Genomic DNA, 26531 nt, shown 5'->3' with positions numbered 1-26531 from the left:
CATGAAATCAGGTTTTCAACTTCAGTGGGAAATAAATGAACTGCAAGCAGGCAGCATAATTAGAGAGTTTCTCAAAGAAGAGGAAATATCTCGTGTGGCCCTAACGGACATTAAATTCAATGGCGGAAAAATTCTTGTGAATGATATGGAAGTAAATGTTCGGTATATGTTGAAGGAAGGAGAAGTCTTAACTGTTATTTTTCCTCGGGAAAACCCAAGTGAAGGGGCAGCGGGAGAAAAAATTCCATTGGATATTCTCTTTGAAGATCAATATTTACTGGTAGTTAACAAACCAGCAGGAATGAGTACCATACCATCAAGAGAACATCCTACAGGCAGTTTAGCAAATGCCTTAGTAGGATACTATGAAGAAATTGGTTTAAGTGCAACCTCACATATTGTCACGCGTTTAGACCGAGATACCTCTGGAATCGTTTTAATTGCCAAGCATCGACATGTACATCATCTGCTCAGCAAACAACAGAAAAATGGTAATATAAAAAGAACATATGAAGCACTTGCTGAGGGTAATTTTGCACTTGAAAAAGGTACAATCGAAAAGCCGATTGGCAGAAAGCTAGACAGTATAATTGAAAGAGAGGTACGCAGTGATGGGCAATATGCATGCACCCATTACTGCGTCCTTAAAAGGCATAAAGAGTTTACTCATGTTGAATTACAGCTAAAGACTGGACGAACCCATCAAATTAGGGTTCATATGTCTTTTATTGGTCACCCCTTATTGGGTGATGACTTATATGGCGGGACTCTTTCTCTCATAGCACGACAAGCACTGCATTGCAAAATTATTCAATTTCCTCACCCTTTTACCGGCCAAAATATGATTTTTACAGCAGATCTTCCCTTAGACATGTCTGAATTGATAAAGGCTGACTTCTAAAGTCAGCCTTTTTGCGTAATTTGGTGATTTCCTAGGAAATTTGTCGGGTCGATAGGTTTATTTACCCTTTTTTTAAGCAAAGTCTTTAAATTTTTCTTTAATGTATGGCATAGTAGAATCTACAGAAACTATTTCCATCTCAGGATACCTTAGCGCAGTCAACTTACCGCCAAAAACGGCCCCAGTATCAATATTATATGTATTATTGATAATTCTTGGTTCCTTCACTGGTGTGTGGCCGTATACAATCAGAGCATTGCCCTCATACTGTTGTGCCCAATCTCTTCTTACAGGGGAACCATCAGGGTGTTTTTCGCCAGTAATATCTCCGTAAAGGACAAACGTCTTCACCTTAGAATTTGTTTTGCCGATAAATTCTTCTTTAATCCCAGCATGTGCTATAACTAGCCTATTTTCATCTAATACTAAGTGAAGCGGCGATTTTTCATACAGTTCAATGAATTTCTTTTTAATAGTTTGCTGTTCCTTACGAGGCAGTGATTTGAACTCTGCTACCGTTGTCTCTAGCCCATGTGTTTCTTGAACCTTGTTCCCAAGAAAGTATCGATATAGTTTATTGCAATGGTTTCCAGGTGTGTAAAATGCCTTTTTCTGTTCTATTACCAGCCGCCATACTATTTCGGCTACTTTTAGAGAAGATGGTCCGCGGTCAGTTAAATCGCCAACAAAACCAAGCAGCCTGTTTTCAGGATGATTTGGAATTCCGTCCAACCATTGGTAACCGCATTTCTTAGTTAAAGCTTGAAATTCGGGCAAACAGCCATGTATATCTCCGATGATATCAATTTTCATTGGAATCTTCCCCCTTGATTATTTATATTTTGTTTATCTAGTGATTTTTATAAAAAAAACGAAGGAGGACATTTATGGAACAACATGCTTCTGTAATATCTTTATTAGTAGTAGTGACGGTTGCGTTTGTAACGCCTATTTTACTACATAGATTAAAATTAAATTATATCCCTGTTGTAGTTGCAGAAATCATTATGGGACTTGTGATTGGAAAAAGCGGCTTCAATGTGGTTCATGAAGATATGTGGCTATCAACGCTGTCAACACTAGGATTTATTTTTCTAATGTTCCTTAGTGGGTTAGAGATTGATTTCACTGCTTTCACAGGGGGAAAGAAAAATAAAACACTTCCAAATGGTAAAAAGGAACCGAACACCTTCTTGGTCTCAACTATCATTTTTATTGGTATATTTATTATTTCACTGCTGTTATCCTATTTGTTTGTATTTGCCGGTTTTATAGACAATGCCTTTTTAATGACGCTCATCATATCAACGATTTCACTTGGAGTGGTTGTACCAACATTAAAAGAAGCACATCTGATGAAATCAAACATTGGTCAAATCATTTTATTAGTTGCGGTGATTGCTGATTTAGCGACCATGATTCTCTTGGCCATTTTTGTATCAATTTATGACCCAGGCCAGGGGAATACATGGCTGCTGCTCATTTTATTTGCAGCTGGTGTTGTTTTGTACTTTGTTGGTAAACGTTTTAAAAATCGTCCTTTGCTAGAATCAATGTCAAAAGGAACGGTGCAAATCGGAACCCGGGCTGTATTTATGCTTATTATTGTATTAGTTGGACTTTCAGAAACAGTAGGAGCAGAGAACATATTAGGTGCCTTTCTAGCCGGTGTACTTGTTTCCCTTCTATCTCCAAATCAAGAACTAATCCATAAACTAGATTCCTTTGGATATGGTTTCTTAATACCAATCTTTTTTGTGATGATTGGTGTGGAGCTGGATGTCTGGTCTTTATTTGCCGATAAGAAACTATTATTATTAATACCGCTTTTATTAGTTGGGCTTCTCCTTTCAAAAATTGTCCCGGTTTATTTATTAAAAGTCTGGTATGATTCGAAAACTGTCCTGGCTTCGGGCTTTTTGCTAACATCTACACTTTCGTTAGTAATTGCAGCGGCAACAATCGGTGAGCGTATGGAGGTCATTTCTTCTGAGATGAGCGGAACACTAATACTTGTTGCAGTCATCACCTCTATATTCACGCCAATTGCTTTTAAAAAGTTGTTCCCTAAAGAAGTTGCTGCAGCTCCAAAAGAAAGGATTGCCTTTTTAGGAGCGAACCAAGTGACACTTCCCGTTTCTCGGGAATTAGAATCAAGTTTATATGAAACAATTTTATATCACACAAAAATGGACAAATTAGATAAAATGATCTCGAATTCATTATTTGAAATCGTTGAAATTAGTGATTATTCGTTGGAAACAATTGAAAGCAATAAGATTTTTCAAACAGATATAATTGTCATTTCTACTGGTAATGATCAAACAAATGCTGATTTGGCAATAAAAGCAAAGGAACTTGGCGTAACCAGGGTAATTGTTCGGATTGAAAGTCCTGATGTTGAGCAGAGCCTAAGGGATAAAGAAATTGAAGTTTTCTCTTCTTTCATGTCTACTAAAACACTGCTTCGGGCATTAATTGAAACACCAAGTGTCGTTAACATCTTAACCAATCAAGAAACCTCATTATATGAAATAAGAATGCAAAATGAACAGTTCGACGGGATAACCTTAAGAAGATTTCCGTTTACTGGAGATGTCATTTTTGTTCGTATTTTTCGTGGGAAGGATTCGATAGTACCGCATGGTGATACTGAATTGCTCCTCAATGATCGTTTGATTGTAACTGGGTCAAAAGAGTATGTGGATGAATTGAAAAGGGAACTTGAGTTCTAATTGCTTGAGAATCTGCTGCTTTTCATTTTTTAGTAAATAGTGTAATATTAGTACCAAGTACTAATAACTAATAGTAAAGTTTGAGTAGGGGGACTATTTCTATATGAATCTTTCTTTGGCTGGAAAAACATATGTTGTAATGGGCGTTGCAAATAAACGCAGTATCGCATGGGGAATCGCTCGATCATTAAACAATGCAGGTGCACGTTTAATCTTTACTTATGCAGGGGAAAGGCTTGAAGGCAGTGTTCGACAATTAGCGGAATCCTTAGAAGCAGAAGGTACGCTTGTACTGCCTTGTGATGTAACCAATGATGAAGAAGTGGCTAAATGCTTTTCTGAAATTAAGGAAGCTGTTGGTACCATCCATGGCATTGCACACTGTATTGCATTTGCTCATAAAGAAGAACTAAGCGGAGAATATTTGAACACAACAAGAGAAGGCTTCTTGCTGGCTCATAATATAAGCTCTTATTCTTTAACAGCTGTAGCAAAAGAAGCTAGAGGGTTAATGACAGAAGGCGGAAGTATCGTTACATTAACCTATTTAGGCGGCGAACGAGTTATTCAGAATTATAATGTAATGGGTGTTGCGAAGGCCTCTTTAGATGCAAGCGTTCGTTACTTGGCTGAAGACTTAGGTAAAGAAGGTATTCGTGTCAACTCAATCTCAGCTGGACCAATAAGAACTCTATCGGCTAAAGGAATTAGTGATTTTAATTCCATTACAAAAGTGATTGAAGAAAAAGCACCATTACGCAGAACCACAACACCAGAAGAAGTGGGTGACACCGCATTGTTCCTATTCAGTGAATTGTCTCGTGGAATCACTGGTGAAAATATACACGTTGATTCTGGCTTTCATATTTTATAAATTGTACTGCCCGCTGAAAATAGCGGGCATTTTTTTATGAACGAGTATAGGCAAACTGCATACATATAGAGTGTAGGGCTAGGTAAATGGAGGTGAATTGGGTGGAGAAAAACACAAAAAAGGGACCGTTATTATATGTCTCTCAAACTTTTTTAAATACACCTGTAAAAAATAATCAGGAAGTATTTACAACGAGGCAGGAGGTCCAGCTGCCAATCGAAGAACCACAGCTAGAGGAGGAAAAAGAAAAGAAAAAGGTATTCGAGGTCTCACTAGCTAAGACTGATCTACCTAAAGTGTCTAAGAAAAAAGAAGTGAAAGAGGAGATTAAAGCTCAAACAAATCAAGAAAAACAACGAAATTTCAACCGAGTAAAAGGCTTTAAGGAAATGAACCTTATTGAACGTTTGGAATATCTGGCTAACTTCCCTAAGGCATTGCCGCCTGTTCCATGTGTTTATTATACAGAAGAAAAGAATTACCAGGGTTATCTAGTTGAATACAACGAACAAGAAATAACGATTAGAATTCCAAATCAAAAAACAGAAACCATACCTGTCAAAAATATAAAAGATATTATTATGATTGGAATAAGAAGATAAACAAAAAAAGCCAGCCGGGTTATCGACTGGCTCATTTTATTCTATTAGTCACAAATACCCAGGTCTACATCAGCAATACACTGTATAGCACAGAAACAATTTAAATCAACCGTAATACAGTCATTGGTAGAACGAAATGCGTTAACCTGACATACTCTTTCAAGGTTAATACAGCATACTTCTCCTCCGCCAACGAGATCAACCGGGCTAAACCCTCCATTTGTCCTGTTTCCTGGCTCTAACACACGAAGTGTTGCACAGCAATTATCAAATACCTCTTCAACGCGGAAGTAAATTGAAACGCATGCTCCGTTTGTAGGCATAAAGAACGCGTGGAAGGGTGAACCATCAGCGTTTTTTAATACAAATACACGAGTATCAGCGCGATCTCTAGCTGGTGAAACTAATGTACCAAGTGGTTCCAAGAAACAACTTGGGCAATCTAGGCAATCATCATCTTGTACAGCATTATCCTGGATATCTTTTATTGCACGAACAACATCGCATACACAGCCACTGGTACTGCGTACGTCACTATTTCGGCCACAACCCATTAATTACTCCTCCTATCCGTGATATATATCTTACATTACTAACATATTTAAACAGGACCAATTGGGTCACGGACAAACGCCTTTTTGACTAAAATTAGGCTAATTTAATGGAAAGGACAGAAAAAATGAATATTGATCTTTTAAATTTTATTATATTAGGGTTAGCCTGCTTCCGATTAACAAGGCTCATTGTTTTTGACAAGATAACTGAATTTATAAGGCATCCGTTCTTTGATGAAATAGAAGAAGAAAGGGAAGACGGTTCGATGGAGGTGTATTATCTGCCGAAGAGGACGCCTATAAAAAAATTCATTGGAGAGCTGCTAAGCTGTTATTGGTGTACGGGCGTATGGACTTCAGCTTTAGTAATAGCGGGATACCTGTTTTTACCGACAATATTTGGACCAATTATTCTAGTTTTTGCTATTGCTGGTTTGGCAGCAATCTTGGAATCTGTTGTTCAGACCTGGATATAACTTTGTACACTAAAATGGTTGTACGTCCGAGACAAGTTATAAATTTCTTTCATATCTTATTAGTAGTAATAATAAGAATATGGAGGGGTGAAAGGTGAACGGAAGAAATAAAAAAATTCAAACAACGAAAACTACTCAAACAAAAAAGTCTGGAAAGAAAAAAGGCTGCGGCTGTGGTAAAAAAACTCAACGATAATCATTAAACTGCCGAATTTAATGGCAGTTTTTTTGTGGTCCAAAAATTGAAAATATAAAAGTTAGGACAATCAAGTCATAATTTTAGTCAATCTCGAAAAAACTACAATGTAGTGGTATTTCTATTAATTCGGATGAGGGAAGGAAATGAAATGGTCTATATAATTCGACTAATGATAATTGCTAGTATGATCTTAATGAGTTCATGTAGTCAGGGGCACACAGAGGAGGATAGCCAGCTGGCTCTCATGAAAGCGACCAATCCTAACCCGACTGTTACGGAGAAGAATAACGGCCAGGACAAAGTCGAAGAAATTGAAAAGAAAGTAAGCAATTTTAATGAGATTTATGATGCGGCGATAATAAAGGGAAAAGAAGCAACACTTGTCGTTTATAAGGTTAAGCATATGCAGCGATTCAACATGAAAAAAATTGAAAAGGACTTAAACAAAACTCTGGAAGAAGATTACCCGAAAGAAAACTTCACAGTATCAAGTGATTATAAGATTTTTCTGGAAGCTGTTCGGCTAATAGAGAGGAAGAATAATGGAAGTTATTCCGATAAACAGGCTGAGAAACGGTTAAACGAAATACTTAAAATGACATCAGATATGAAGTAAGAAGGGATGAATACCAATGGCGAGTAAGCAGAAGAATATGACGCCCCAGCAGCAAAAGTATCAACAACTTCAACAGAAGCATGAACTAAAACGACCGGTTCTAAAGAACTGTATCAAAGCTTTTTGGGTAGGCGGATTGATATGTGCGGTTGGGCAGGCAATCAGTTATTTCTACATATACTTTTTCCACTTCACAGAACAGAATGTTGGTAATCCAACAGTAGCAACTATGGTATTCCTGTCCATGCTGCTTACTGGTTTCGGAGTTTATGACCGCCTTGGACAGTTTGCGGGAGCTGGAAGTGCGGTGCCTGTCACCGGGTTTGGAAATGCTGTTATATCAGCTGCGATAGAACACCGAACAGAAGGCTTTGTATTAGGTGTTGGTGGAAATATGTTTAAGCTTGCTGGCTCCGTTATTCTCTTTGGAGTGTTCTCTGCGTTTGTTGTTGCGCTCATAAAAACATTACTGGGAATGTGGGGGGTTTTGTAATTGTTAAAAGGGCATCAATCTTGGGTTTTTAATAACCGTCCAATGATATCTGCAACAGGTGTTTCCGGAGGCCCCTTTGAGGCAAATGGCAACCTCGCCAATGACTTTGACATCCTGCATGAGGATTTATGGATGGGGATGGATTCCTATGAGAAGGCGCAGCGAGTTTTGCTGGAAGAAGCAGTTAGAACTACATTAGCTAAAGCAAAAATGGAGAAAGAACAAATTGAATTTTTATTTGCGGGGGATTTAATCAATCAAATAACGCCTACTAGTTTTGCAGCGAGAACCATGCAAATTCCCTATTTCGGGCTTTTTGGGGCATGTTCGACATCTATGGAAGGGTTGGCGTTAGCATCCTTTGTTGTTAATTATCAAGGGGCAAGAAACGTGTTAACGGGTGCCACAAGCCATAATGCTGCAACTGAAAAACAATTTCGATATCCAACAGAGTATGGAGGACAAAAGCCGCCTACAGCTCAATGGACTGTTACAGGGGCTGGCGTAGGATTAATTACTCAAAATGTTCCTGGGGAACAACAGCCCGTCACTACCTCCGCAACTATTGGAAGAGTAATTGATATGGGGTTATCTGATCCTTTTAATATGGGTGGTGCCATGGCACCTGCTGCTGCAGATACCATTATGGCACATTTTCGGGATATGGAATTAGACCCGTCCCATTATGATTTAATCCTCACTGGAGACTTAGGCAGAATCGGCCAAGATACCACTTTCGAGCTTCTTATTAAAAGTGGACTAAAAATAGACCGTAAGCAATTTCAAGATTGCGGCCTGTTACTTTATAAGGATGATCAGCCAGTGCAAGCTGGGGGAAGTGGAGCGGGCTGCTCTGCTACTGTTTTTTATGGTCATATATTAAATCAGATGAAAAAGGGAATGTATAAACGAATATTAGTTGTAGCAACTGGAGCGCTGTTATCTCCGCTTAGCTTTCAACAAAAAGAATCAATTCCGTGTATTGCACATGCTGTGGCCGTTGAAATGAATGAAGAGAGAAGGTAATACTTATGTTAGCAATGTTTTTTTGGGCATTTGTGGTTGGGGGTTTAATTTGTGTAATCGGACAGCTTTTATTTGATGTTGCTAAACTTACACCCGGGCATACCCTAAGTTTACTTGTGGTGGCAGGAGCCATCCTAGACGGATTTGGGTTGTATGAGCCGCTAGTGAATTTTGCTGGTGCAGGAGCAACCATTCCAATAACGAGTTTCGGTAATTCATTAGTACACGGTGCCCTGCAGGATGCAGAAAAGCATGGTCTAATCGGAGTTTTAACTGGTATGTTTCAGGTTACCAGTTCAGGGATATCAGCCGCCATTATTTTTGGATTTATTGGTGCTTTAATTTTTAAACCAAAAGGATAAAAAATTTCACAGGTTGTCTGTAGAGTAGAGCCCAGTACACTTTGTAGCAATGTCTCATATGTTATTAATGAGAATACGAAGTGAGGTGACATTATATGTTCTATGGATATGGCGGCTGTGGCTACGGTGGTGGATATGGCGGCGGTTCAACTTTTGTATTAATCGTCGTATTATTCATTCTTTTAATCATTGTCGGTGCTAGCTTTTATTAATAATAGCAACGGCAGAAAAGGTTGGCCATCACACTTGGCCAGCCTTTTTCTTTCATAATTCTTTTTCACGTTTTTACCCTTCCTTCATACAATAACAGTAGCCTATGAAGGAGCGTGATATTTACCATGGATAATGGTTTCTTTAAAAATGTCGAAAAGAAAACAGGCGTTAATATGAAAGATATTCTTGATTTAGCGAATTCCTTACAAAATGCCAATTTTAAAGATGAAACAACCGTACGCAATGTGATCCGCCGAGTTTCGCAAATTGCTAATAAACCGGTAAATAAAGAAACAGAAGATAAAATTGTGCAATCTATAGTAAACGATGGAAAACAACTTGATTTCAATACAATTTCAAAGATGATTAATAAGAAATAAGTAAAAAGGACCTCTTTCCTTGATGGAAACAGGTCCTTTGGTTATTTTTTTCCTTTTTTTATTAGGGGTAGTAAAAAACGTGACGTGCTGGCTTTTTTTCCTCTTCGATTCTGTGGAACAGAAATAAGAAGCTCATGTTTGGCACGTGTCATAGCTACATAAAAAAGTCTTCTTTCTTCTTCGAGCGCGGAAAAATCACCATTCCTTAAACTATCCAAGGCATAATCGTGCGGCAGGCTGCCATCTACTGCACCAATGATATATACGTTCTTATATTCTAATCCTTTGGCCCGGTGGACAGTACTTAAGCTAATAGCTTCTGTAAAATGCTTACTTAAATTCTTGATTTCCTTATTCATTGCAGTCATATGTTCAGCATGGGACAAGAAAGCTTCAATACTAGTAAAGCTTTTTACAGCAACTTTTAGGTCTTTTAAGTCATCCGAACCTTTGTCTTGCTGATTTGATTCATTTCCTCGTTTTTTCAAAAAATCAAGGAAACCGATGTCCTTTTCTATGGTTTCAACCGATTTAATTGGGGAGGAAAATTTCAACGAACGAATCAGCTGCACTGCCTTTTTTAATTTCTTTTCTTGAAAAGCATGTTTTGTTTTTATGTGTGAAAGTGCCTCAAGATAGGTACAATCTTTTAGGATGCTTTCAGCTTTTAAATCTTTTAATACAGCTTGACTTAAAAATAATATAGGTAAAATGTCAGATAATGCCTGATTGTCATCTTCATTTAAGCTGATTTTTAGAAAGGCAAGAACAGTTTTCACAATTCGACGTTCATAAAAAGCCTCTGAATCCAAATCAATTCTAAAAGGCAGGTTTGAACTTGCTAAGCGTTCAAACACAGCCCGTGAACCTGCATTGGTTCGATAGAGAATAGCAAAATCAGATGGGTTAGCTCCATGCATAACTTTCTCCTGGATATCAGTTACGATCATGGTTGCTTCTTCCTCCTCATCATATGGGAAAAAGAGCAATGGAGAAGTACCAGATGCAAATTGTGCCTTCATTTTCTTTATTCGGCGGACTTTGTTTTTCGAAATCATTTCATTTGCAGCAGAGACAATTTCATGTGATGAGCGATAGTTTTGTTCAAGTGAAACTAATTTTGCGTTAGGAAAGTCTTTTTCAAACTCTAACAAATAACTTGGGTCACTGCCCCGGAAGGAATATATCGCCTGATCATCGTCACCAACAGCACAGACATTTCTATGCTTACCTGACAGCAGCTTAATCAGTTCATATTGAACCTTATTGATATCTTGAAATTCATCAATCAGAAAATAGTGAAACCGATTTTGATAAAGTTCCAAAAGTGAGGGTGTTGTACTAAGAAGCTGATAACAGCCTATCAGCATATCATCAAAATCAAATAGCCCTTTTTGAGATTTATATTCCTCATATTTTTTATACAGGAATACAGCTTTTTCTTCCCATTCAGTTTCAGGCTTAATGTCATGAGGGAAAAGAAGCGAGTTCTTCCAAAATCCAATTTGCTGAAGTGCCAAATCATAAGCAAATTCCTTTTCAGATAACTCGATTTCCTTACCTGCATCTTTAAGGATTTTATCTCGCTGCCATTCTTTCTTCAACAGCCGCTCCGAAGACCAGTTACTCCCTTCGTGAAACATAAGAATTCTATAAAAAATACTGTGAAAGGTGCCTGTCACCAACTTACTTATTTGATCCTTTTTAATCTGCGGGTAGGAGGTTAAACGATTTTTCATTTCCCCTGCAGCTTTTGAGGTAAAGGTGACGAGCATGATGGAGCGCGGGTCAATCTTTTTTACATCGAGCATATAAGCAGTACGGGCGGTAAGTACTCGCGTTTTGCCGCTGCCGGCTCCAGCAAGAACTAACAATGACCCTTCAGTTTTTACGACAGCCGCAGCCTGACTTTCGTCCAATACGACTCCATTTGCTGCAAGGTCTCTTAAATAGGAATCGTGTTCAAGATGTTTAGCACCATTCGATTTTAGAAAGGGAATGCTGCATTCAATCGTTTTTGCAGGACGGTATAAGCTGGCGGTTTTGGTTGTTTCAATAATGTTCCTGCCTTGTGGGATACGAAATCCATTCCTCTCGACAATAACTGGTTCAATTGCTTCTATATCTGGTTCCGGGCATGACTTTTCCGGAAATTTACTATGAAAAAAATAGGGCTCTTCCTGTATTCCAAGAAATAATCGAACCTTTTCTTGACAGACGGGGCAGGTTAGTTCGTTGTTTTTCCCTTGTATATATAGCTGTTGATATTGTTCTCTTGCTAATTGGTCAAGAACAATCCTTTGATTATGGTTCATAGCAATTTTCATTTTTTAGCCTCTTTTTTCAAAAATACGACAAACTCTATCATAACAAAACCAGTTGGTATCGAAAAGAGTACTATAGAAAAATGAATCAAAAAAGCACTTGCCACTATGGGCAAATGCTAAGAATTATATTTTTTTAATCATCGTTTTATGAGGAATTCCAGCGTCTAAGAATTCTTCCGAAGCAACCTCATAACCAAGACCAGAATAAAAAGGAATGGCATGTGTCTGGGCATTCAATTTTAATTTATGTAAACCTTTCTCAGAAGCATAAGTTTCTATTTTATTCATAATGGCTTTTCCAGCGCCGGTTTTTCTAGCAGTCTTTAATACACAAATACGTTCTACTTTTCCGTAACCATCCACAACCCGGAAGCGTCCGGCTGCAATAGGTGAACCCTCTTGGTAGGAAACGAAATGTACCGCATCTTTCTCATATTGATCAATTTCTTCTTCCTCAGGGACTTCTTGTTCATCGATAAAGACAGTTCTTCTGACAGAAAAAGCATCCTCAAGTTCTTTTTCATTTTCTACGATTTTTACATTCACAATTGATTATTCCTTTCCTAGTCGAAATGTTTCATATACCGTCCACGAACCGTTATCTAATTGATAAAGCAGATGAAAACGGTCTATAGTCTCTTCGTGGTCAAATCTTTTCATCCTTAAGGAGCCATACACATCTGAGTGCTCATCATTTGAAAGATCTTGACCAATTGTAATATGTGGAACGAAAGCATATTCTAAATTTTGCTCACTAAATTCTTGATTGATTTCATGGTGCAGCTGATTTAACTCTTCAGTTGGATCTACTTTAAAGTAGATTACATTATTTACTGGCTGAAAAGAGCTGATTTTTGTGGTCTTTAAGGTAAATGCTTTGGTTTTGCTGGCTATTTGCCTTAATTTATCAGCAAAGCTAACAACGTCTTTTTCCGTGGCTTCAAATGCATTTTTCAATGTTAGATGTGGAGTTATGAGTGAATAATGCGGGTCATAACGCTTACGATAGGAATTAGCTAAATCCTGCAGTTTCTTTGATGGAAAAATAACAACCCCAAATTTCATATATCTAACCTCCATGATAAGAATCTTTCTGATAATTATATCAAATATTCAAAAAAATATGAAATCAACCAATATCGTTAAAACATCATCTTTAGGGCTCTTCTTAAATCGGGCTGCCAGTGCGTCCAGGTATGGTCGCCATTGAATTCCTCATAAAAGTATGTATTAAACTTACCCTTAAGAACTGTGGAAAGTTCACGATTTGGTGTAAGGAAATCACTAATTCTCCCATTGGTCGTTTGTACTTCTGTTTCTTGATTCCCAATGATGTGATAGATTTCTAATAACCCTGTTTCTTTAAAGCTCTCGGCCAATTCCATTACCCCTTTATCCACATAAGGTGATTGCAGCAGCACTTTTCCGAAAGTGTGCGGGTATTGGAGAGCAGTCATGAACGATACTGTTGCTCCTAATGAGTCACCGATTAATGCTCTTGTGGAGCCCATGTGATAAGTTGGGAATTCCTGATCCAGGTACGGAACTAATTCATGCGCTAAAAAACGTATGTATTGTTGATGCTGTTCACCATCAGGATGGTATTTCCTGCGTCGATCCTCTACATCTTTATAGGGTATCCCAATAATGATTAAATTTTCAATTTCTCTTTCATAAAGATACTCATCTGCTAATCGGCCAATTTTGCCAAGTTGAAAATAATCTCTGCCATCCTGCGCGATTAACAGTGAGTATTTATACAATGGTGAGAAATTTGCTGGCAAATAGATGAGAACGAGAATTTCTTCTCCCAGCTCTTTACTTTTAATTGTATGTTCTTTTATCGTGCCTTTTGGTATCTCCATGCGACAATTCCCCCAATGTTCATAGATACAAATGCATTTTATCATATCTATGTTGGAAATGCTCAGCTGGGGTGAGAAGGATATTAGGGGTATATTTCAGTGTAGAAAATGATTGTTTGAAACAGTATTTGGCATTATGGATAAAATATTTTCGCGGCGGAAAGTCCGAATCTGTTTACGGAGAAGACAATAAGCACGAATGTACTCATCATTCACTTCTTTTACAAGTAATTTACGCTGTGAAATCTGTTGATCTTCTGATAAATAAATCATTTCTAACGGAAAATTTTCCTCGATAGAACGCAGCAAAAGCCCATCCATGTTTATCCCGCCTTTCTTGTTGTTTTATACTATTATTATATACGAACATTCGTTCTTTATTCAATTATTTTGGAATGTATGTTCGATTTTAAAGGTATTGACATTTTTTCAGTTTTTACTATAATTATATTTGTAGCTTAATAAGAGATCTGTTAGCTCAGCTGGGAGAGCGCAACCTTGACAGGGTTGAGGTCGGGGGTTCGAACCCCTCACAGGTCATATACAAAAAGCCTAACATCTTAATGGTGTTAGGCTTTTTCTGATTATTAGGTCAGTCTCGCAATGAGGCTGACCCTTTCTACGTCTCCAGCCCTACTTGAAAATCAAGCTCAGGCTCAATTATGTGAAACGCTGAAAAAAGGTAAGATGATATCAAGAAAGCAAAGGAGGAAAACAAAATGAAAAAATTTGGTTTAGTTTTAGCTGGAGGAATTGCAGCCATTATCTTACTCTCTACACTTGGTCCGATGGTGGGATTATTAATAAGTCTGGCGATACTGTATTTCATCTATAAACAATTTTTAAAGGCAGAATCAACTGGCGGGAAAATTGCGCTGGGTATAATTGGGGTTATTTTTCTAATGGCTTCGATCTCTAACGCACCAGCGATTATTGGCCTTGTGGCAGCGTATATTTTATACCTTGTATATAAAAACTGGAATTCCAGCAAACATGCTGTAATCAAGGAAGAATCTGATCCCTTTGTAAATTTTGAAAAACAATGGAATGAAATAAAAAACTATTAATTAAAGGAGCGAAAATAACATGACAAACCTTTTCACAAGAATTAAAAATACGATTACGGCAGACTTAAATGAGGTAATTGATCGAAAAGAAAAACAAAATCCGATTTTCTTACTCAATCAATACCTGCGCCAATGCGAACAGGAAACCGAAAAAGCTGCAAAATTCTTGGAACGCCAAAATGCACTTAAGGATGAATTTACAAAAGAGTTGTACAATGCGGAACAGTTAGTTGAAAAAAGGAAATATCAAGCTGAAGTTGCTTTAAAAGCGGGAGAAACTGAGCTTTATCAATTTGCCTCTGAGGAAATGCAACTTTATTCTAATCGGGCCGAAAAATTAAGAGCATCACTCGAACAAGTAAAAGGTCAGCAAAACGAACTAGAAAGAAAGCATGGAGAAATGAAGAATAAACTAAAGGATATGCAGATCCGTCGTATGGAGCTTATGGGGCGTGAAAACGTAACAAGAGCAAATCATCGAATGGATCAAGTATTAGATTCTAACAGTGATAAATCATTCTCGCGGTTCCAAGAAATCGAGAATTATATCTATCTCTTAGAGAATCAAGTGAATCGTTCATATAATGTGACAACAATTGACTCACGTATTGAACAATTAGAAAAAGAAATAAATCAATCAACTCAGAATTAGCACAATGCAAAACGCATGGATTACGGAATCCATGCGTTTTTGCATTTATTGACTTTGTTTTTTTATCCAATTTATGTAGTTATCCATCACCGTATCAATAAACTGAACAGTGGGTTCATGTACCAAACTGCCGGATTCATCAAGTTTTTCATGAACTGCACCAATAAATACTTCATTTCCCGGTAAAGTTAGTGCAGATATGCCAGGAGAATTTAATATTTGACGTAAATGCATTTGCGCACGCGCGGTTCCTAATACACCAGGGGAGCCTCCCACGATCATGACAGGTTTGCCTGCCATTACCTTATCGACACGAGAAAACCAATCAATTGCATTTTTCAAAAAGGCAGGAATAGAATGATTGTACTCAGGTGTAACAAAAAGAACACCATCACTATCAGCCACTTTTTTCTTAATCTCTGTAACGATTTCCGGCGGTGTCAGCTCATCATCTTGATTATACATCGGTAATTTTTCTATAGGCAGAATTTCAATTTCTACAGTTGCTCTGTACCGTTTTTGCATATATAAAGCTAATTTTTTGTTAAATGAATCCTTTCGATTACTCCCTACGAGTGCTGCGATTTTCACGAATATCTCTCCTTTCATATCAGTAATAATAGTATCACTTATATGATTGTAATTCATATTCAGGGACTCGCAGATGATGAATTAGTACAAAAGAAACAGAAATAATGAAACCTTCTTACTGCTATATCGTATAATTAAAAAGAAATATTTTACATAATTGGAAATCGGGGTGTTAATAATGGAAAATCAAACAGAAATCATTACAAAAGTACCAAAACCTTCATTATTAGGGATGTTTACGAGTCCGGGTGAACAGTTCGAAAGGATTAAACAGAATCCGAAAATTTGGCTGCCGCTAGTTATTGTAAGTATTCTTTATGCAATTGGAATGACCTTAATGGCATTATCCATGGATGCTTCAACCTTGATAGAACAGGGAGTTCCGGAAGATCAAGTTGACATAGTATTAGGTATTACAAAAGTTACCATTGCCATAACAGGCATCCTTACACCCATTATTGGTGTTCTTATTAGCAGTGCAATCCACTTAATAATTACCAAGATTGCTAGTTCGCCAGTAACATTTAAACAATTATTTTCAATGAATACGTATATCGCGGTAATCGGTGCTGTGGGGCTCATTCTAAATACAGGTATTAGATATGCCATTGGTGGAAATTCGGAGATATATGTTACTAGTTTAGCAGGATTACTAAATCAAGATAAAGTTGGAGTGTTAGGTTCAATTGAGGTTTTCGCAATCTGGACTATGTTTATAACGGCCATTGGACTTTACAAAACAGCCCAACTCTCTAAGGGACTTGCATGGACCATTGCGATTGTGTTCTTTTTAATCGGAATTGGTTTTACTTTAATCGGTAGCCTGTTACAAGGAGCGCCGATGTTATAATGAAAAAGAAAATTTGGATCATAATAGGCGTAGTCAGCTTGGTATCCATTATGATTTCAGTCAGTGTTTACCGGGAGGTCTTTGCAAAAGGACCTTCTGTAGAAACCACTGAAATGAAGGAAGAGGAAATTTCCTCGGAGCTAATGATTCCAGGTACAGTAAGGCTTGAAGAGGAACAGATTGTTTTTTCCTCACCAGAAAAAGGCGAGCTAAAAGAACTGCTTGTAGAAGAGGGGCAGGAAGTTAAGAAAGATACTGTAATAGCTAGGCTTCATAATCCTCAGCTTGAACTTGAACTGGAGCAAAATAAGCTATCTATTGAATCGGCTAATCTAAAAATAAATCAACTTGATAATCAATTAAAGCTTTTAAAAGAGAAAGAAAAGACTCTTTCAGATCAAGTGGGAAAAAAGGAAGCGAAAAAACAACTGGATCCTGAATATGGCCAGCTCGAGATGGAAAAAAAACTTGCCAATCTGGAGTTGAAGCAAACATCTCTTCAAAAGGATATGCTTAGTAAGCGTCAAAGTGAGTTAGAGATTAAGAGTACGATAGATGGTGTCGTCCTCACCGTTAATAAACCTCATTCAACCTCTCTCGAAAACAGCTTGGCTGAACCTATTATACATATTGGTAAGCTCGATGCAATGATTGTAACCGGATTATTATCTGAATATGATACCTTGAAAGTAAATAGTGGACAAAAAGTAACCCTTCGTACTGATGCTATACCTGATCAGGAATGGCAGGGAGAAATTATCAAGATTTCTCTTTTGCCAGAACAAAATCAAACTGCTCTTCAAAGTGGAAATCAGGCTGTACAGTATCCAGTAACGATGAAGATTACTGGTGATAGTAAAGCATTAAAGCCTGGTTTCCAAGTAATCATGGAAATTGAAACGGACAAAAAGCTGGCAAAAGTACTTTCAATTGACGCCTTATTTGATGATGGAGATCAGCCATATGTTTTTATCATTAAGGATGGAAAAGCAAATAAGAAAAAAGTTAAAACAGGAATTACTTCAGGAAGTAAGATTGAAATTCTAGAAGGTATATCAATGGATGACAAAGTTATGATTAACGGACCAGAATCAATCAAGGATGGCATGGAAGTGAATGTAAAATGATCCATCTGGAATCTATTACCAAAACCTATTTGCTTGGAAAAGAGAGCGTGAATGTACTAAATAATATTAGTTTAAGAATAGAGCAAGGTGAATTCGTTGCCATTATGGGTCCCTCTGGTTCTGGGAAATCTACTTTGATGAATATGATAGGCTGTTTAGATAAACCAACAACTGGAACATACAACCTTAGCGGGGAAAACGTTTCTCATTATAGTGAAAATGAACTTGCAAGGGTAAGGAATCAATCAATTGGATTTGTATTCCAGCAATTTCATTTATTACCCCGATTGTCAGCATTAAAGAATGTAGAACTTCCGATGATATATGCGGGGGTCTCCAAATCCGAGCGCCAATCTAGAGCGGAAGAAGCATTAATAAAAGTAGGATTAGCTGATAGAATGGACCATCTTCCTAATGCCCTGTCTGGAGGGCAAAAGCAGCGTGTTGCAATCGCAAGAGCGATTGTTAATAAACCAAAGATCATTCTTGCGGATGAGCCGACGGGAGCACTAGATTCGAAGACAAGCGTAGCTATAATGGAGCAATTTAGGGAACTAAATCAAGAAGAGGGAGTTACTATCATTGTAGTTACCCATGAATCCGAAGTGGCAGAGTATGCAAAACGTACTATATTTGTTCGAGATGGGATGATTCAGGCTCCTTCATCCTCCAGTAAGGGGGCATTTGAATGAGTTTTATGGAAAACCTTTTAATGGCGTTAAATTCGCTGAAAGCTCATAAAATGCGAAGCATTCTAACTATGCTGGGGATTATTATTGGTGTTGGAGCGGTTATCATTGTAGTCGCAATCGGGCAGGGCGGAGAAGCTATGCTTAAAACACAAATTACCGGTCCAGGTAACACTGTAGAACTATTCTATCAGCCTTCTGATGAAGAAATTCGATCAAATCCAAATATCTTTCTTGTGGCTCCGTTTAAACAGGAGGATATTCGGGCAATTGAGCAGATTCAAGAAATCAAAAGTATTGTTGCCTCCAGCACTCAAATGTCAACTGTTAGTTATAAGCAGGAAACCGCTGATGCGTCTTCCACAGGTATTAATCAGGCTTATTTAAAATTGAACGAAATGGAAGTTGAAAAAGGGAGAAGTTTCTCTACTTCAGACTTTCTAGGAGGGCGCAGAGTTGGCTTGGTAAGTCATGTAATCCAGGAGGAACTATTTAAGGGTGATAATCCAGTAGGTGAAGTAATCAAAGTGGCAAATCAGCCGATTGAAATTATTGGTGTATTAGAAAAACCTACAGGGCTGCTTTCATTTGGTTCAATGGAGGTTTATCTTCCATTCCAAACCTGGCGGACGATATATGGCAGCAGTGATTTTACACAGGTCACCCTTCAGGCAGAATCATCAGAACAGCTGCAGATTGCTGGTAAAAAGGCTGCTAAACTATTAAATAATATGCATAACACGGAAGATTCCTATCAGGTGCTTAATATGGAAGAAATCGCAGCCGGGATTGGGCAGATTACTAGAATCATGACCATTATCATTGGAAGTATTGCAGGTATTTCGTTGTTCGTAGGCGGTATTGGTGTCATGAATATCATGCTCGTTTCTGTAACAGAACGGACAAGAGAAATTGGAATTCGTATGGCTCTTGGCGCGACTAGAGGGCAGGTTTTAACTCAATTTTTAATTGAATCGATGACATTAACATTAATTGGCGGGATCCTTGGGATTTTTCTAGGCTGGGGTACTGCAAGTATTGTAAGTTTCTTTGCAGGATGGCCATCATTAATATCGTGGCAGGTAGTGTTAGGCGGTGTTGTCTTTTCGATGGTGATTGGGGTTGTGTTTGGACTGCTGCCAGCAAATAAGGCATCTAAATTAGACCCAATTGAAGCGTTGAGATATGAGTAAATATTTTATTTGAATATTCAGTAAATATATATTATAATAATTTCAACTCTAGCATGAGTAATATTTTAGTAGCAGGGAGACGAGCTGAGTATGGAAAAGGTTAGTGTAGAGAATAGGGGTTATTTTGGAGAATTTGGCGGGAGTTTTGTGCCTGATGAGCTGCAGCTTGTTCTGAATGATTTGGATGCACAATTTGTAAAGTATAAAGATGATCCGGATTTTATCGAGGAGTTTAACTTCTATCTTAAGGAATATGTTGGGCGTGAAAACCCGCTTACCTATGCAGAAAATTTAACGAAACAAATGGGCGGAGCAAAAATCTATCTTAAACGGGAAGATTTAAACCATACTGGTGCCCATAAAATAAACAATGCGATTGGACAAATATTATTGGCGAAACGTATGGGCGTAAAACGAATTATTGCCGAAACAGGAGCAGGTCAGCATGGTGTTGCGACGGCCTCAGCATGTGCAATGTTTGGAATGGAATGTATTATCTATATGGGCAAGCTTGATACAGAGCGTCAGGCATTAAACGTCTTTAGGATGGAGCTATTAGGTGCAAAGGTAATCCCGGTAGAAAAAGGACAGGGCAGATTAAAGGACGCAGTGGATGAAGCTTTAGCTGACTTAGTTCAAAACTACCAAAATACATTTTATTTGTTAGGCTCGGCAGTTGGTCCCCATCCATATCCATCCATGGTTAAATACTTTCAATCCATCATTAGTGAAGAGTCAAGGCGCCAAATTATCGAGAAAGAAGGAAGGCTGCCAACAGCTGTCATTGCATGTGCTGGCGGAGGCAGTAATGCTATTGGTGCTTTTGCTCATTATATCGATGAAAAATATGTCCGCTTGATTGGGGTCGAGCCGGAAGAAGCACCAACCTTAACAAAAGGAACCCCTGCAGTCATTCATGGCTTTAAATGTTTAACTCTATTAGATGAAAATGGTAACCCTCAGCCAACCTATTCAATCGCAGCCGGTTTAGATTATCCTGGTGTTGGGCCTGAGCATAGCCACTTGAAAACAAGTGGAAGAGCTGAATACGTGACGGTTACTGGGCAAGAAGCATTAGAAGCATTTTTACTTCTTAGTAAAACGGAGGGGATTATCCCAGCGTTAGAGAGCTCCCACGCCGTTGCCTATGCTATAAAACTAGCAAAAGAATTACCGAAAGATGATGTCTTAATTGTAAATTTATCAGGCCGCGGCGATAAAGATGTGGAGCAAGTATTTAAAATGTTGAAAAAGCAATAATATAAAAGAGACGTATCTAGTATAGATGCGTCTTTTTGTTATTTAATCGAACAATCAGTGAATGACCTTGTAAATCTTAGGAAAAAGTGAGAATCTTGATTCGGGGAAGTAAATAATAAAAACTCCCAGCAGGAGTGACATAGATGATTAAGAAAAAAATACGACATATTCAACGGTATCGAGACATTGTATATGCCTTTACTAAGTATGGTTTTGGGTTGGTCATGAAGGAATTAGGACTTCTAGAATTGTTATCAGTTCCGAAGAGAGTATTTATTGAAGGGAATCAATCACTGAATAGCAGAACAACAGGAGAAAGAATTAGAATGTTTCTCGAGGAGCTTGGCCCAACCTTTGTAAAAATCGGCCAAATTGCCAGCACTAGACCTGATATTATTCCGGCTGAAATTCTTCAAGAGCTGGTGAAACTTCAGGACAATGTTTCTCTTTTCTCATTTGATGAAGTGAAAAGAATAATCGAGGAGGAATTAGCTGATTCACTCGAAAATTCATTTTTAGAATTCAGTGAGACACCGGTGGCTGCCGCATCTATCGGGCAAGTCCATCATGCTGTCTTGCTGACTGGAGAGCGTGTTGCTGTTAAAGTTCAACGTCCCAATATTATGAGTGTGATTGAAACGGATTTAGAAATTCTGCAAGACCTCGCCAGATTAGCGGAAAATAGAATTGATTGGGTTGAAAGGTACCAGATACGGACGATTGTAGAAGAATTATCAAGGTCTCTTCGTGAAGAATTAGATTACGAAAATGAAGGAAGAAACGCTGAAAAGATTGCTAAACAATTTAGTAAAGACAGCAAGATCAACATTCCCAAGGTATATTGGGTTTACACGACCAAAAAGATATTAACGATGGAATTTATTGATGGAATTAAATTAAATGAAATCGAAAAGCTTCATCAAGAGGGATACAACACAAAGGAAATAGGTGAAAAAGTAGTCCATGCTATTTTTCATCAAATCTTAATTGATGGATTCTTTCATGGCGATCCCCATCCAGGGAATATCGTTGCCCTGCCAGGGCAGGTTATTGCATTTATGGATTTTGGTATGGTGGGACGAATCACTCCCGAAATGAGATCTCACATAGCCTCTTTTGTGATTGCCTTAATGCGTAAAAATACAGCTGATGTTGTGAGGGCCATTACGAGCATGGGACTTGTACCAGAGGATGTAAATGTAAAACAGTTACATTCAGATGTAGATAAGCTTCGGGAAAAGTATCTTGATGTTCCTTTTAGCCAGATGAGTGTTGGTACGGCTGTTAATGAACTGTTTTCAGTTGCCTGCCGACATAAAATTACGATACCAACAGATTTAACGATTTTAGGAAAAACGCTGCTGACTTTGGAGGGGACAGTTGAAAAGCTAAACCACGAAATAAGTATATTAGCTGTCGCGGAACCATTTGGAAAACAACTGCTTATGGATCGTTTTAAACCCAAAAATATGGCAGAGTTTGCATGGTCTAACTTCTCAGAATATGGGAATATCCTTCATGAGTTCCCAAAAACAATCAAAGATTTTACCTCTGTTATGAGTAAGGGAAAGATGCAGATTGAAATTTCAACACCTGAAATTGACCCGGTCCTCAATAAACTTAATCGGATAAGCAACAGGCTTTCCTTTAGTATCATATTGCTTTCCTTTAGTATTATTTTGGTAGGCATTATTATTGGAGCCTCCTTATCAGGACAAACATCAATCCTGTTATACAAACTGCCAGTTATAGAAATAGGATTTGGTATTGCCGCCGCATTGTTCCTGCTGCTGCTTTATTCCATTTTTAGATCAGGGAGATTTTAGTAGAAGATGGACTATATTAATTAGAACTCTGTGTAACAAATTGAAACCATTTTATGCAGGGTTCTTTTTGTGTTTATTTGTCAAAGAAATTTCACACCTTTTTGTTAAGGTTTTGTGAATAATCACTAAAACGTCGACAAAATTCGACTGCATTCTTCCAAGATTTTTATATGTAAAGTGATAAAACAGGATGACCCTTTTTTCTGAATAAAAACACCAAGAATCATAGCAGATAGTGTCGAGATTCGCACGTTTACAAGAATGCCTCCAATCACAAATAATGAAAATTGAAACAGGAATTGAATTTTTGGGAGGCATGTGTTTATGATTTATCAACAAAAGCCATGGTTAAAGTTTTATGATCCTAGAGTTGACGAGCATGTAAGTGTAAAGTATGAATCCTTGTACGATTTCCTAGAAGATGCGGTTGCCCGTTTTAGTGAAAAAACTGCATTTACATTTTATGGTAAAGTTTTTAGCTACCAGGAAACGAAAATGATTGTAGACAGTTTAGCATCTGCATTACATAAAGAGGGCTTGAAAAAAGGGGATACAGTAGGTGTTATGCTTCCGAACTGTCCTCATTATATTTTTACCTTATTTGCTATTTTCCGCATAGGGTGCATTGCGGTACAAGTGAACCCAATGTATGTTGAGAGAGAAATAGAATTTGTCTTAGAGGATTCAGGAGCTAAATACATGGTTGCTCATGATGCTTTTTATCCAAGAATTAAAAAGGTCCAATCGGCCACTTCCTTGAAAAAGGTTATTGTGGTAGGCTTTGGCGGTGAAAGACAAGAGCTTGGAGAAGGAGATTACTACTTTGAACAGGCACTTCAAGGTGAAATACTTACCCCGGAAGTGGAGATTAACCCATATGAGGATTTAGCAGTACTACAATATACAGGTGGTACCACAGGTGTTCCAAAAGGAGTTATGCTTACTCACAATAATCTATTAGCCAATTTCAATCAGGTTTGCGATTTTATATATAATACATGTGATGATTTACCAGATAACTTCAAAATGATTACGGTTCTTCCAATGTTCCATGTATATGGGCTCTCGAGTGTTGCTTTATGCGGATTAAGGGAAGGTGCAAATCAAATTGTATTGCCTCGTTTCGATATCAGAGAAGTCTTTGAAACGATCAAACGGGAAAAACCATCCATTTTTGCTGGGGTTCCAACAATGTACTTTGCTCTAAATAGTCAGCCTGAACTATTAAAAGAGTGCGGTTTCGAAAATCTTTTATACGTAGGCAGCGGCGGGGCGCCATTACCAGTTGAACAAGCGAAAATATTTGAAAAAATAACTGGTGCAATCTTAAGAGATGGATATGGCTTATCTGAGGCAGCACCGACAGTTGCGTTTAATCCGCCATTTTTACCAAGGAAATATGGAAGTATCGGTATACCAGTACCTAGCACGGTAATAAGGATTGTTCGCGAGTTAGAAAATGGGGCATTTGAAGATGTTCCTGTTGGAGAATCAGGAGAACTAATTGTTAAAGGTCCACAGGTAATGAAGGGATATTGGAACCGACCTAAGGATACAGAAGAAGTGATTAAGGATGGCTGGTTGGTTACAGGAGATATTGCAAGAATGGATGAAGAAGGGTATTTTTATATCCTTGATCGTAAAAAGGATATGATTATTGCGAGCGGATACAATGTCTATCCACGTGAAGTAGAAGAGGTCCTTTATCAAATGGAAGAAGTAGAAGAAGCGATTGTTATTGGCATTCCTGATACCTATAGAGGTGAAACCGTAAAGGCTTTTGTTAAAGTGAAAGAAGGTTTTACACTATCTGTAGAAGAAGTTATACAGTTTGCAAAGGATAATCTTGCTCCATACAAGACTCCGAAAGAAGTTGAAATCCTAACTGAACTGCCAAAATCATCTGTTGGTAAACTACTTAGAAGAGTGCTCCGAGATGAAGAGCTAGCAAAAATAAAAGCTTAATCAGCCATTAAAGATAGTAAAACAAGATGCCTGACCAGATGGTCGGGCATTATTCATATTTAAAAGAATATACTGTAAAGGAGAGATAAATCTAGCTGAAGGGGCGGATTATGTATAAGAAGAGAGTTAGTTATTATAATAGTTATACCCGATCTGCTTATATATCTATTAATAAAAGATTATTATACGTCTTCTGCGGGGCTTCACTAGTTGGGGTATCCTTACAGTTATTGTTGGTGAAAAATAGTGTTATTGATGGCGGTATTGTAGGACTAAGTATTATTCTCTCTCATATCACCAGCATAGAAATTGGTTTATTTCTATTATTATTAAATACTCCTTTTTTTATTTTGGGCTACTCTTACCTTGGAAAGAGATTTCTAATCCTAAGTCTTTTTGCGATAACTGTCCTTTCATTCGTAACCCATTTTTTTGAACCATTTTCTTCCCTAACAAGTAATCCATTAATTGTTATTGTAATAGGCGGGATTACCTTAGGACTAGGTGTGGGTTGTGTGATTCGATTTGGAGGATCCTTAGATGGTACAGAGGTATTGGCCATTTTAATAAGTAAACGAACCCCTTTTTCTATTGGAGAAGTTGTTATGTTTTTTAATTTATTTATTTTTGGAAGCTCTATTTTTATATTTGGATTGAAAGAGGCAATTTTTTCTTTGGCAACATTTTTCATTGCGTATAAAACGATTGATTTCATTATCAAATAAAACAAACCTTGAGTAAAAGGGTCCATGAATATCATGGATTTTTTTTGTTGAAATGCAGAAAAATGTCGAAAATCGTAAGTTTACAAATTTACCATTTATTAGAATAATAATTGTAATAGAATAAAGGAGTGATAAGGCAGATGACAGTTAATGATTTATTTAGTTTACAAGGGAAAACAGCAATTGTAACCGGAGGAGGAAGAGGTCTTGGTGAACAAATAGCAGATTCCTATGCAGATGCTGGTGCAAATGTGGTTGTTTGTTCTCGAAACCTTGAGGCTTGTCAGCAAATTAGCGATAGTCTAAAAGCAAAAGGGGTTCGTTCACTTGCATTAAAATGTGATGTTTCAAATCCTGAGGAAATTCAGTATGTTGTTGATGAGACTATTAAAGAGTTTGGAAGAATTGATATTTTGGTCAATAATAGTGGTGTAAGCTGGGGGGCCCCTGCACTAGAAATGCCTGCAGACAAATGGGATAAGGTAATGAATATCAATCTTAAAGCCGTGTTCTTATTTTCGCAGGCAGTTGGGAAAGTTATGAAGGAACAGCGTTCTGGTAAAATCATAAATATTGCTTCGATAGCAGGACTTGGCGGTCAAGATCCAACAGTGATGGATGCAATTGGCTATTCAACCAGTAAAGGAGCAGTCATTACGTTTACGAAAGATCTGGCAGTTAAACTGGCACCATATAATATTCATGTCAATGCCATTGCTCCAGGATTTTTCCCAACAAAGATGGCAAAAGGGATATTAGATTATTCAGGGGATAAAATACTTGAGAGAACACCGGCAGGACGATTTGGATCTGATGACGATATGAAAGGCCCAGCATTATTTTTAGCCAGTGATGCTTCTAACTATGTTTACGGTCATGTTCTGGTTGTAGACGGCGGGACAAGTGCAAGTGTTCAGTAAAAATAGAAATGCCCAGTCAAAATGATTGGGCATTTTTGGGATG

At 37.8% G+C, this 26531-nt stretch carries 30 protein-coding genes and 1 tRNA gene; 23 read left to right on the top strand and 8 right to left on the bottom strand.

The genetic code is table 11. The features are described from left to right. The first annotated feature begins 1 nt into the window (after position 1). Positions 2-901 (top strand): RluA family pseudouridine synthase, encoded by a 900-nt coding sequence (locus H0184_RS02830; RefSeq protein ID WP_221820659.1) that lies wholly within the window; start codon positions 2-4, stop codon positions 899-901. 72 nt (positions 902-973) lie between these two features. Here H0184_RS02830 and prpE read toward each other — a convergent pair whose 3' ends face one another. After that, positions 974-1714: a bis(5'-nucleosyl)-tetraphosphatase PrpE gene (gene prpE / locus H0184_RS02825; RefSeq protein WP_221820658.1), complete on the bottom strand. Its 741-nt coding sequence runs from the start codon at positions 1712-1714 to the stop codon at positions 974-976. A gap of 74 nt (positions 1715-1788) precedes the next feature. Between prpE and H0184_RS02820 the strand changes: the two genes are divergently transcribed. From H0184_RS02820 to H0184_RS02810, 3 genes are all read left to right on the top strand, one after another. Next, entirely contained in the window at positions 1789-3636 is a 1848-nt protein-coding gene (locus tag H0184_RS02820; RefSeq protein WP_221820656.1) for a monovalent cation:proton antiporter family protein, read from the top strand. A gap of 103 nt (positions 3637-3739) precedes the next feature. Continuing rightward, positions 3740-4510 (top strand): enoyl-ACP reductase FabI, encoded by a 771-nt coding sequence (gene fabI / locus H0184_RS02815; RefSeq protein WP_221820654.1) that lies wholly within the window; start codon positions 3740-3742, stop codon positions 4508-4510. Positions 4511-4611: 101 nt separating this feature from the next. Beyond that, positions 4612-5112, top strand: coding sequence for a CotO family spore coat protein (locus H0184_RS02810; RefSeq protein WP_221820652.1), 501 nt, complete (start codon positions 4612-4614; stop codon positions 5110-5112). A gap of 44 nt (positions 5113-5156) precedes the next feature. On the opposite strand, the gene H0184_RS02805 is transcribed toward H0184_RS02810, so the two are convergent. Then, complete coding sequence (locus H0184_RS02805) at positions 5157-5666, bottom strand: CotY/CotZ family spore coat protein (protein ID WP_221820650.1); 510 nt, start codon at positions 5664-5666, stop codon at positions 5157-5159. 125 nt (positions 5667-5791) lie between these two features. On the opposite strand from H0184_RS02805, the gene H0184_RS02800 reads away from it, so the two are divergent. The 7 genes from H0184_RS02800 to spoVIF all read left to right on the top strand — a co-directional run bounded on the left by H0184_RS02800 (position 5792) and on the right by spoVIF (position 9431). Beyond that, positions 5792-6142 carry a DUF1360 domain-containing protein gene (locus H0184_RS02800; RefSeq protein WP_221820649.1) on the top strand — a complete coding sequence of 117 codons (351 nt, stop codon included), beginning with the start codon at positions 5792-5794 and terminating at the stop codon, positions 6140-6142. Between the two features lie 347 nt (positions 6143-6489). Then, positions 6490-6957 (top strand): YhcN/YlaJ family sporulation lipoprotein, encoded by a 468-nt coding sequence (locus H0184_RS02795; RefSeq protein ID WP_221820647.1) that lies wholly within the window; start codon positions 6490-6492, stop codon positions 6955-6957. Positions 6958-6973: 16 nt separating this feature from the next. Then, positions 6974-7450 (top strand): stage V sporulation protein AC, encoded by a 477-nt coding sequence (gene spoVAC / locus H0184_RS02790; RefSeq protein WP_133371685.1) that lies wholly within the window; start codon positions 6974-6976, stop codon positions 7448-7450. After that, positions 7451-8476 carry a stage V sporulation protein AD gene (spoVAD, locus tag H0184_RS02785; protein WP_221820645.1) on the top strand — a complete coding sequence of 342 codons (1026 nt, stop codon included), beginning with the start codon at positions 7451-7453 and terminating at the stop codon, positions 8474-8476. It abuts the gene before it with no gap. A 5-nt stretch (positions 8477-8481) separates the two neighbouring features. Beyond that, on the top strand, positions 8482-8838 hold the full coding sequence (spoVAE, locus tag H0184_RS02780) for a stage V sporulation protein AE (protein WP_221820643.1): 357 nt from the start codon (positions 8482-8484) through the stop codon (positions 8836-8838). A gap of 95 nt (positions 8839-8933) precedes the next feature. Next, the gene (locus H0184_RS02775; RefSeq protein WP_179158343.1) at positions 8934-9050 is read left to right on the top strand and encodes a YjcZ family sporulation protein; all 117 of its coding nucleotides are present in this window, start codon (positions 8934-8936) and stop codon (positions 9048-9050) included. A 126-nt stretch (positions 9051-9176) separates the two neighbouring features. Then, entirely contained in the window at positions 9177-9431 is a 255-nt protein-coding gene (spoVIF, locus tag H0184_RS02770) for a sporulation-specific transcription regulator SpoVIF (protein WP_221821283.1), read from the top strand. 41 nt (positions 9432-9472) lie between these two features. Here spoVIF and H0184_RS02765 read toward each other — a convergent pair whose 3' ends face one another. The 5 genes from H0184_RS02765 to H0184_RS02745 all read right to left on the bottom strand — a co-directional run bounded on the left by H0184_RS02765 (position 9473) and on the right by H0184_RS02745 (position 13944). Further along, on the bottom strand, positions 9473-11758 hold the full coding sequence (locus tag H0184_RS02765; protein WP_221820640.1) for a UvrD-helicase domain-containing protein: 2286 nt from the start codon (positions 11756-11758) through the stop codon (positions 9473-9475). A 123-nt stretch (positions 11759-11881) separates the two neighbouring features. Continuing rightward, positions 11882-12304 (bottom strand): GNAT family N-acetyltransferase, encoded by a 423-nt coding sequence (locus H0184_RS02760; protein WP_221820639.1) that lies wholly within the window; start codon positions 12302-12304, stop codon positions 11882-11884. Between the two features lie 6 nt (positions 12305-12310). Then, positions 12311-12823 (bottom strand): YjcG family protein, encoded by a 513-nt coding sequence (locus H0184_RS02755; RefSeq protein ID WP_221820637.1) that lies wholly within the window; start codon positions 12821-12823, stop codon positions 12311-12313. Between the two features lie 77 nt (positions 12824-12900). After that, on the bottom strand, positions 12901-13623 hold the full coding sequence (locus H0184_RS02750) for an alpha/beta hydrolase (RefSeq protein ID WP_221820634.1): 723 nt from the start codon (positions 13621-13623) through the stop codon (positions 12901-12903). A gap of 96 nt (positions 13624-13719) precedes the next feature. Beyond that, the gene (locus H0184_RS02745) at positions 13720-13944 is read right to left on the bottom strand and encodes a hypothetical protein (protein ID WP_221820632.1); all 225 of its coding nucleotides are present in this window, start codon (positions 13942-13944) and stop codon (positions 13720-13722) included. Positions 13945-14090: 146 nt separating this feature from the next. Here H0184_RS02745 and H0184_RS02740 point away from each other — a divergent pair. The 3 genes from H0184_RS02740 to H0184_RS02730 all read left to right on the top strand — a co-directional run bounded on the left by H0184_RS02740 (position 14091) and on the right by H0184_RS02730 (position 15342). Then, positions 14091-14163, top strand: a tRNA-Val gene (locus H0184_RS02740). 179 nt (positions 14164-14342) lie between these two features. After that, positions 14343-14690, top strand: coding sequence for a lmo0954 family membrane protein (locus tag H0184_RS02735; protein WP_221820630.1), 348 nt, complete (start codon positions 14343-14345; stop codon positions 14688-14690). 19 nt (positions 14691-14709) lie between these two features. Continuing rightward, positions 14710-15342 carry a PspA/IM30 family protein gene (locus H0184_RS02730; RefSeq protein WP_221820628.1) on the top strand — a complete coding sequence of 211 codons (633 nt, stop codon included), beginning with the start codon at positions 14710-14712 and terminating at the stop codon, positions 15340-15342. Between the two features lie 45 nt (positions 15343-15387). On the opposite strand, the gene H0184_RS02725 is transcribed toward H0184_RS02730, so the two are convergent. Further along, a complete protein-coding gene (locus H0184_RS02725) occupies positions 15388-15933 on the bottom strand; it encodes an NADPH-dependent FMN reductase (protein ID WP_221820626.1) in 546 nt (181 codons plus the stop codon). Between the two features lie 178 nt (positions 15934-16111). On the opposite strand from H0184_RS02725, the gene yknW reads away from it, so the two are divergent. The 9 genes from yknW (at position 16112) to H0184_RS02680 (ending at position 26488) form a co-directional block, all read left to right on the top strand. Beyond that, positions 16112-16783: a YknW family membrane protein gene (gene yknW / locus H0184_RS02720; RefSeq protein WP_221820624.1), complete on the top strand. Its 672-nt coding sequence runs from the start codon at positions 16112-16114 to the stop codon at positions 16781-16783. Further along, positions 16783-17910 (top strand): efflux RND transporter periplasmic adaptor subunit, encoded by a 1128-nt coding sequence (locus H0184_RS02715; RefSeq protein ID WP_221820622.1) that lies wholly within the window; start codon positions 16783-16785, stop codon positions 17908-17910. Before yknW ends, H0184_RS02715 begins: the two co-directional genes overlap by 1 nt. Next, a complete protein-coding gene (locus tag H0184_RS02710) occupies positions 17907-18602 on the top strand; it encodes an ABC transporter ATP-binding protein (protein ID WP_221820620.1) in 696 nt (231 codons plus the stop codon). Before H0184_RS02715 ends, H0184_RS02710 begins: the two co-directional genes overlap by 4 nt. Next, positions 18599-19792, top strand: a complete 1194-nt coding sequence (locus tag H0184_RS02705; RefSeq protein ID WP_221820618.1) for an ABC transporter permease — start codon at positions 18599-18601, stop codon at positions 19790-19792. The genes H0184_RS02710 and H0184_RS02705 overlap by 4 nt, the downstream gene beginning before the upstream one ends. Positions 19793-19882: 90 nt before the next feature. Continuing rightward, on the top strand, positions 19883-21052 hold the full coding sequence (gene trpB, locus H0184_RS02700; protein ID WP_221820615.1) for a tryptophan synthase subunit beta: 1170 nt from the start codon (positions 19883-19885) through the stop codon (positions 21050-21052). 143 nt (positions 21053-21195) lie between these two features. Next, positions 21196-22878 (top strand): ABC1 kinase family protein, encoded by a 1683-nt coding sequence (locus H0184_RS02695; protein WP_221820613.1) that lies wholly within the window; start codon positions 21196-21198, stop codon positions 22876-22878. 324 nt (positions 22879-23202) lie between these two features. Further along, positions 23203-24843 carry a long-chain-fatty-acid--CoA ligase gene (locus H0184_RS02690; protein WP_221820612.1) on the top strand — a complete coding sequence of 547 codons (1641 nt, stop codon included), beginning with the start codon at positions 23203-23205 and terminating at the stop codon, positions 24841-24843. A gap of 110 nt (positions 24844-24953) precedes the next feature. After that, entirely contained in the window at positions 24954-25568 is a 615-nt protein-coding gene (locus H0184_RS02685) for a YitT family protein (protein WP_221820609.1), read from the top strand. A 140-nt stretch (positions 25569-25708) separates the two neighbouring features. Further along, positions 25709-26488, top strand: a complete 780-nt coding sequence (locus H0184_RS02680) for an SDR family oxidoreductase (protein ID WP_221820607.1) — start codon at positions 25709-25711, stop codon at positions 26486-26488. Positions 26489-26531 lie beyond the last annotated feature (43 nt).

This window comes from Neobacillus niacini, assembly GCF_019749295.1.
Taxonomy (GTDB): Bacteria; Bacillota; Bacilli; order Bacillales; family Cytobacillaceae; genus Neobacillus; species Neobacillus niacini_D.
Note: the sequence above shows the minus strand (reverse complement) of the source record. Positions and strands in the feature narration are given on the sequence as shown.

Excerpts from the sequence above, each read along its gene's own strand:
- H0184_RS02830 (WP_221820659.1), top strand. The coding sequence starts at position 2 with ATGAAATCAGGTTTTCAACTTCAGTGGGAAATAAATGAACTGCAAGCA.
- prpE (WP_221820658.1), bottom strand. The coding sequence starts at position 1,714 with ATGAAAATTGATATCATCGGAGATATACATGGCTGTTTGCCCGAATTT.
- H0184_RS02820 (WP_221820656.1), top strand. The coding sequence starts at position 1,789 with ATGGAACAACATGCTTCTGTAATATCTTTATTAGTAGTAGTGACGGTT.
- fabI (WP_221820654.1), top strand. The coding sequence starts at position 3,740 with ATGAATCTTTCTTTGGCTGGAAAAACATATGTTGTAATGGGCGTTGCA.
- H0184_RS02805 (WP_221820650.1), bottom strand. The coding sequence starts at position 5,666 with ATGGGTTGTGGCCGAAATAGTGACGTACGCAGTACCAGTGGCTGTGTA.
- H0184_RS02800 (WP_221820649.1), top strand. The coding sequence starts at position 5,792 with ATGAATATTGATCTTTTAAATTTTATTATATTAGGGTTAGCCTGCTTC.
- H0184_RS02795 (WP_221820647.1), top strand. The coding sequence starts at position 6,490 with ATGGTCTATATAATTCGACTAATGATAATTGCTAGTATGATCTTAATG.
- spoVAC (WP_133371685.1), top strand. The coding sequence starts at position 6,974 with ATGGCGAGTAAGCAGAAGAATATGACGCCCCAGCAGCAAAAGTATCAA.
- spoVAE (WP_221820643.1), top strand. The coding sequence starts at position 8,482 with ATGTTAGCAATGTTTTTTTGGGCATTTGTGGTTGGGGGTTTAATTTGT.
- H0184_RS02775 (WP_179158343.1), top strand. The coding sequence starts at position 8,934 with ATGTTCTATGGATATGGCGGCTGTGGCTACGGTGGTGGATATGGCGGC.
- spoVIF (WP_221821283.1), top strand. The coding sequence starts at position 9,177 with ATGGATAATGGTTTCTTTAAAAATGTCGAAAAGAAAACAGGCGTTAAT.
- H0184_RS02765 (WP_221820640.1), bottom strand. The coding sequence starts at position 11,758 with ATGAAAATTGCTATGAACCATAATCAAAGGATTGTTCTTGACCAATTA.
- H0184_RS02755 (WP_221820637.1), bottom strand. The coding sequence starts at position 12,823 with ATGAAATTTGGGGTTGTTATTTTTCCATCAAAGAAACTGCAGGATTTA.
- H0184_RS02750 (WP_221820634.1), bottom strand. The coding sequence starts at position 13,623 with ATGGAGATACCAAAAGGCACGATAAAAGAACATACAATTAAAAGTAAA.
- H0184_RS02745 (WP_221820632.1), bottom strand. The coding sequence starts at position 13,944 with ATGGATGGGCTTTTGCTGCGTTCTATCGAGGAAAATTTTCCGTTAGAA.
- H0184_RS02735 (WP_221820630.1), top strand. The coding sequence starts at position 14,343 with ATGAAAAAATTTGGTTTAGTTTTAGCTGGAGGAATTGCAGCCATTATC.
- H0184_RS02730 (WP_221820628.1), top strand. The coding sequence starts at position 14,710 with ATGACAAACCTTTTCACAAGAATTAAAAATACGATTACGGCAGACTTA.
- yknW (WP_221820624.1), top strand. The coding sequence starts at position 16,112 with ATGGAAAATCAAACAGAAATCATTACAAAAGTACCAAAACCTTCATTA.
- H0184_RS02715 (WP_221820622.1), top strand. The coding sequence starts at position 16,783 with ATGAAAAAGAAAATTTGGATCATAATAGGCGTAGTCAGCTTGGTATCC.
- H0184_RS02710 (WP_221820620.1), top strand. The coding sequence starts at position 17,907 with ATGATCCATCTGGAATCTATTACCAAAACCTATTTGCTTGGAAAAGAG.
- H0184_RS02705 (WP_221820618.1), top strand. The coding sequence starts at position 18,599 with ATGAGTTTTATGGAAAACCTTTTAATGGCGTTAAATTCGCTGAAAGCT.
- trpB (WP_221820615.1), top strand. The coding sequence starts at position 19,883 with ATGGAAAAGGTTAGTGTAGAGAATAGGGGTTATTTTGGAGAATTTGGC.
- H0184_RS02695 (WP_221820613.1), top strand. The coding sequence starts at position 21,196 with ATGATTAAGAAAAAAATACGACATATTCAACGGTATCGAGACATTGTA.
- H0184_RS02690 (WP_221820612.1), top strand. The coding sequence starts at position 23,203 with ATGATTTATCAACAAAAGCCATGGTTAAAGTTTTATGATCCTAGAGTT.
- H0184_RS02685 (WP_221820609.1), top strand. The coding sequence starts at position 24,954 with ATGTATAAGAAGAGAGTTAGTTATTATAATAGTTATACCCGATCTGCT.
- H0184_RS02680 (WP_221820607.1), top strand. The coding sequence starts at position 25,709 with ATGACAGTTAATGATTTATTTAGTTTACAAGGGAAAACAGCAATTGTA.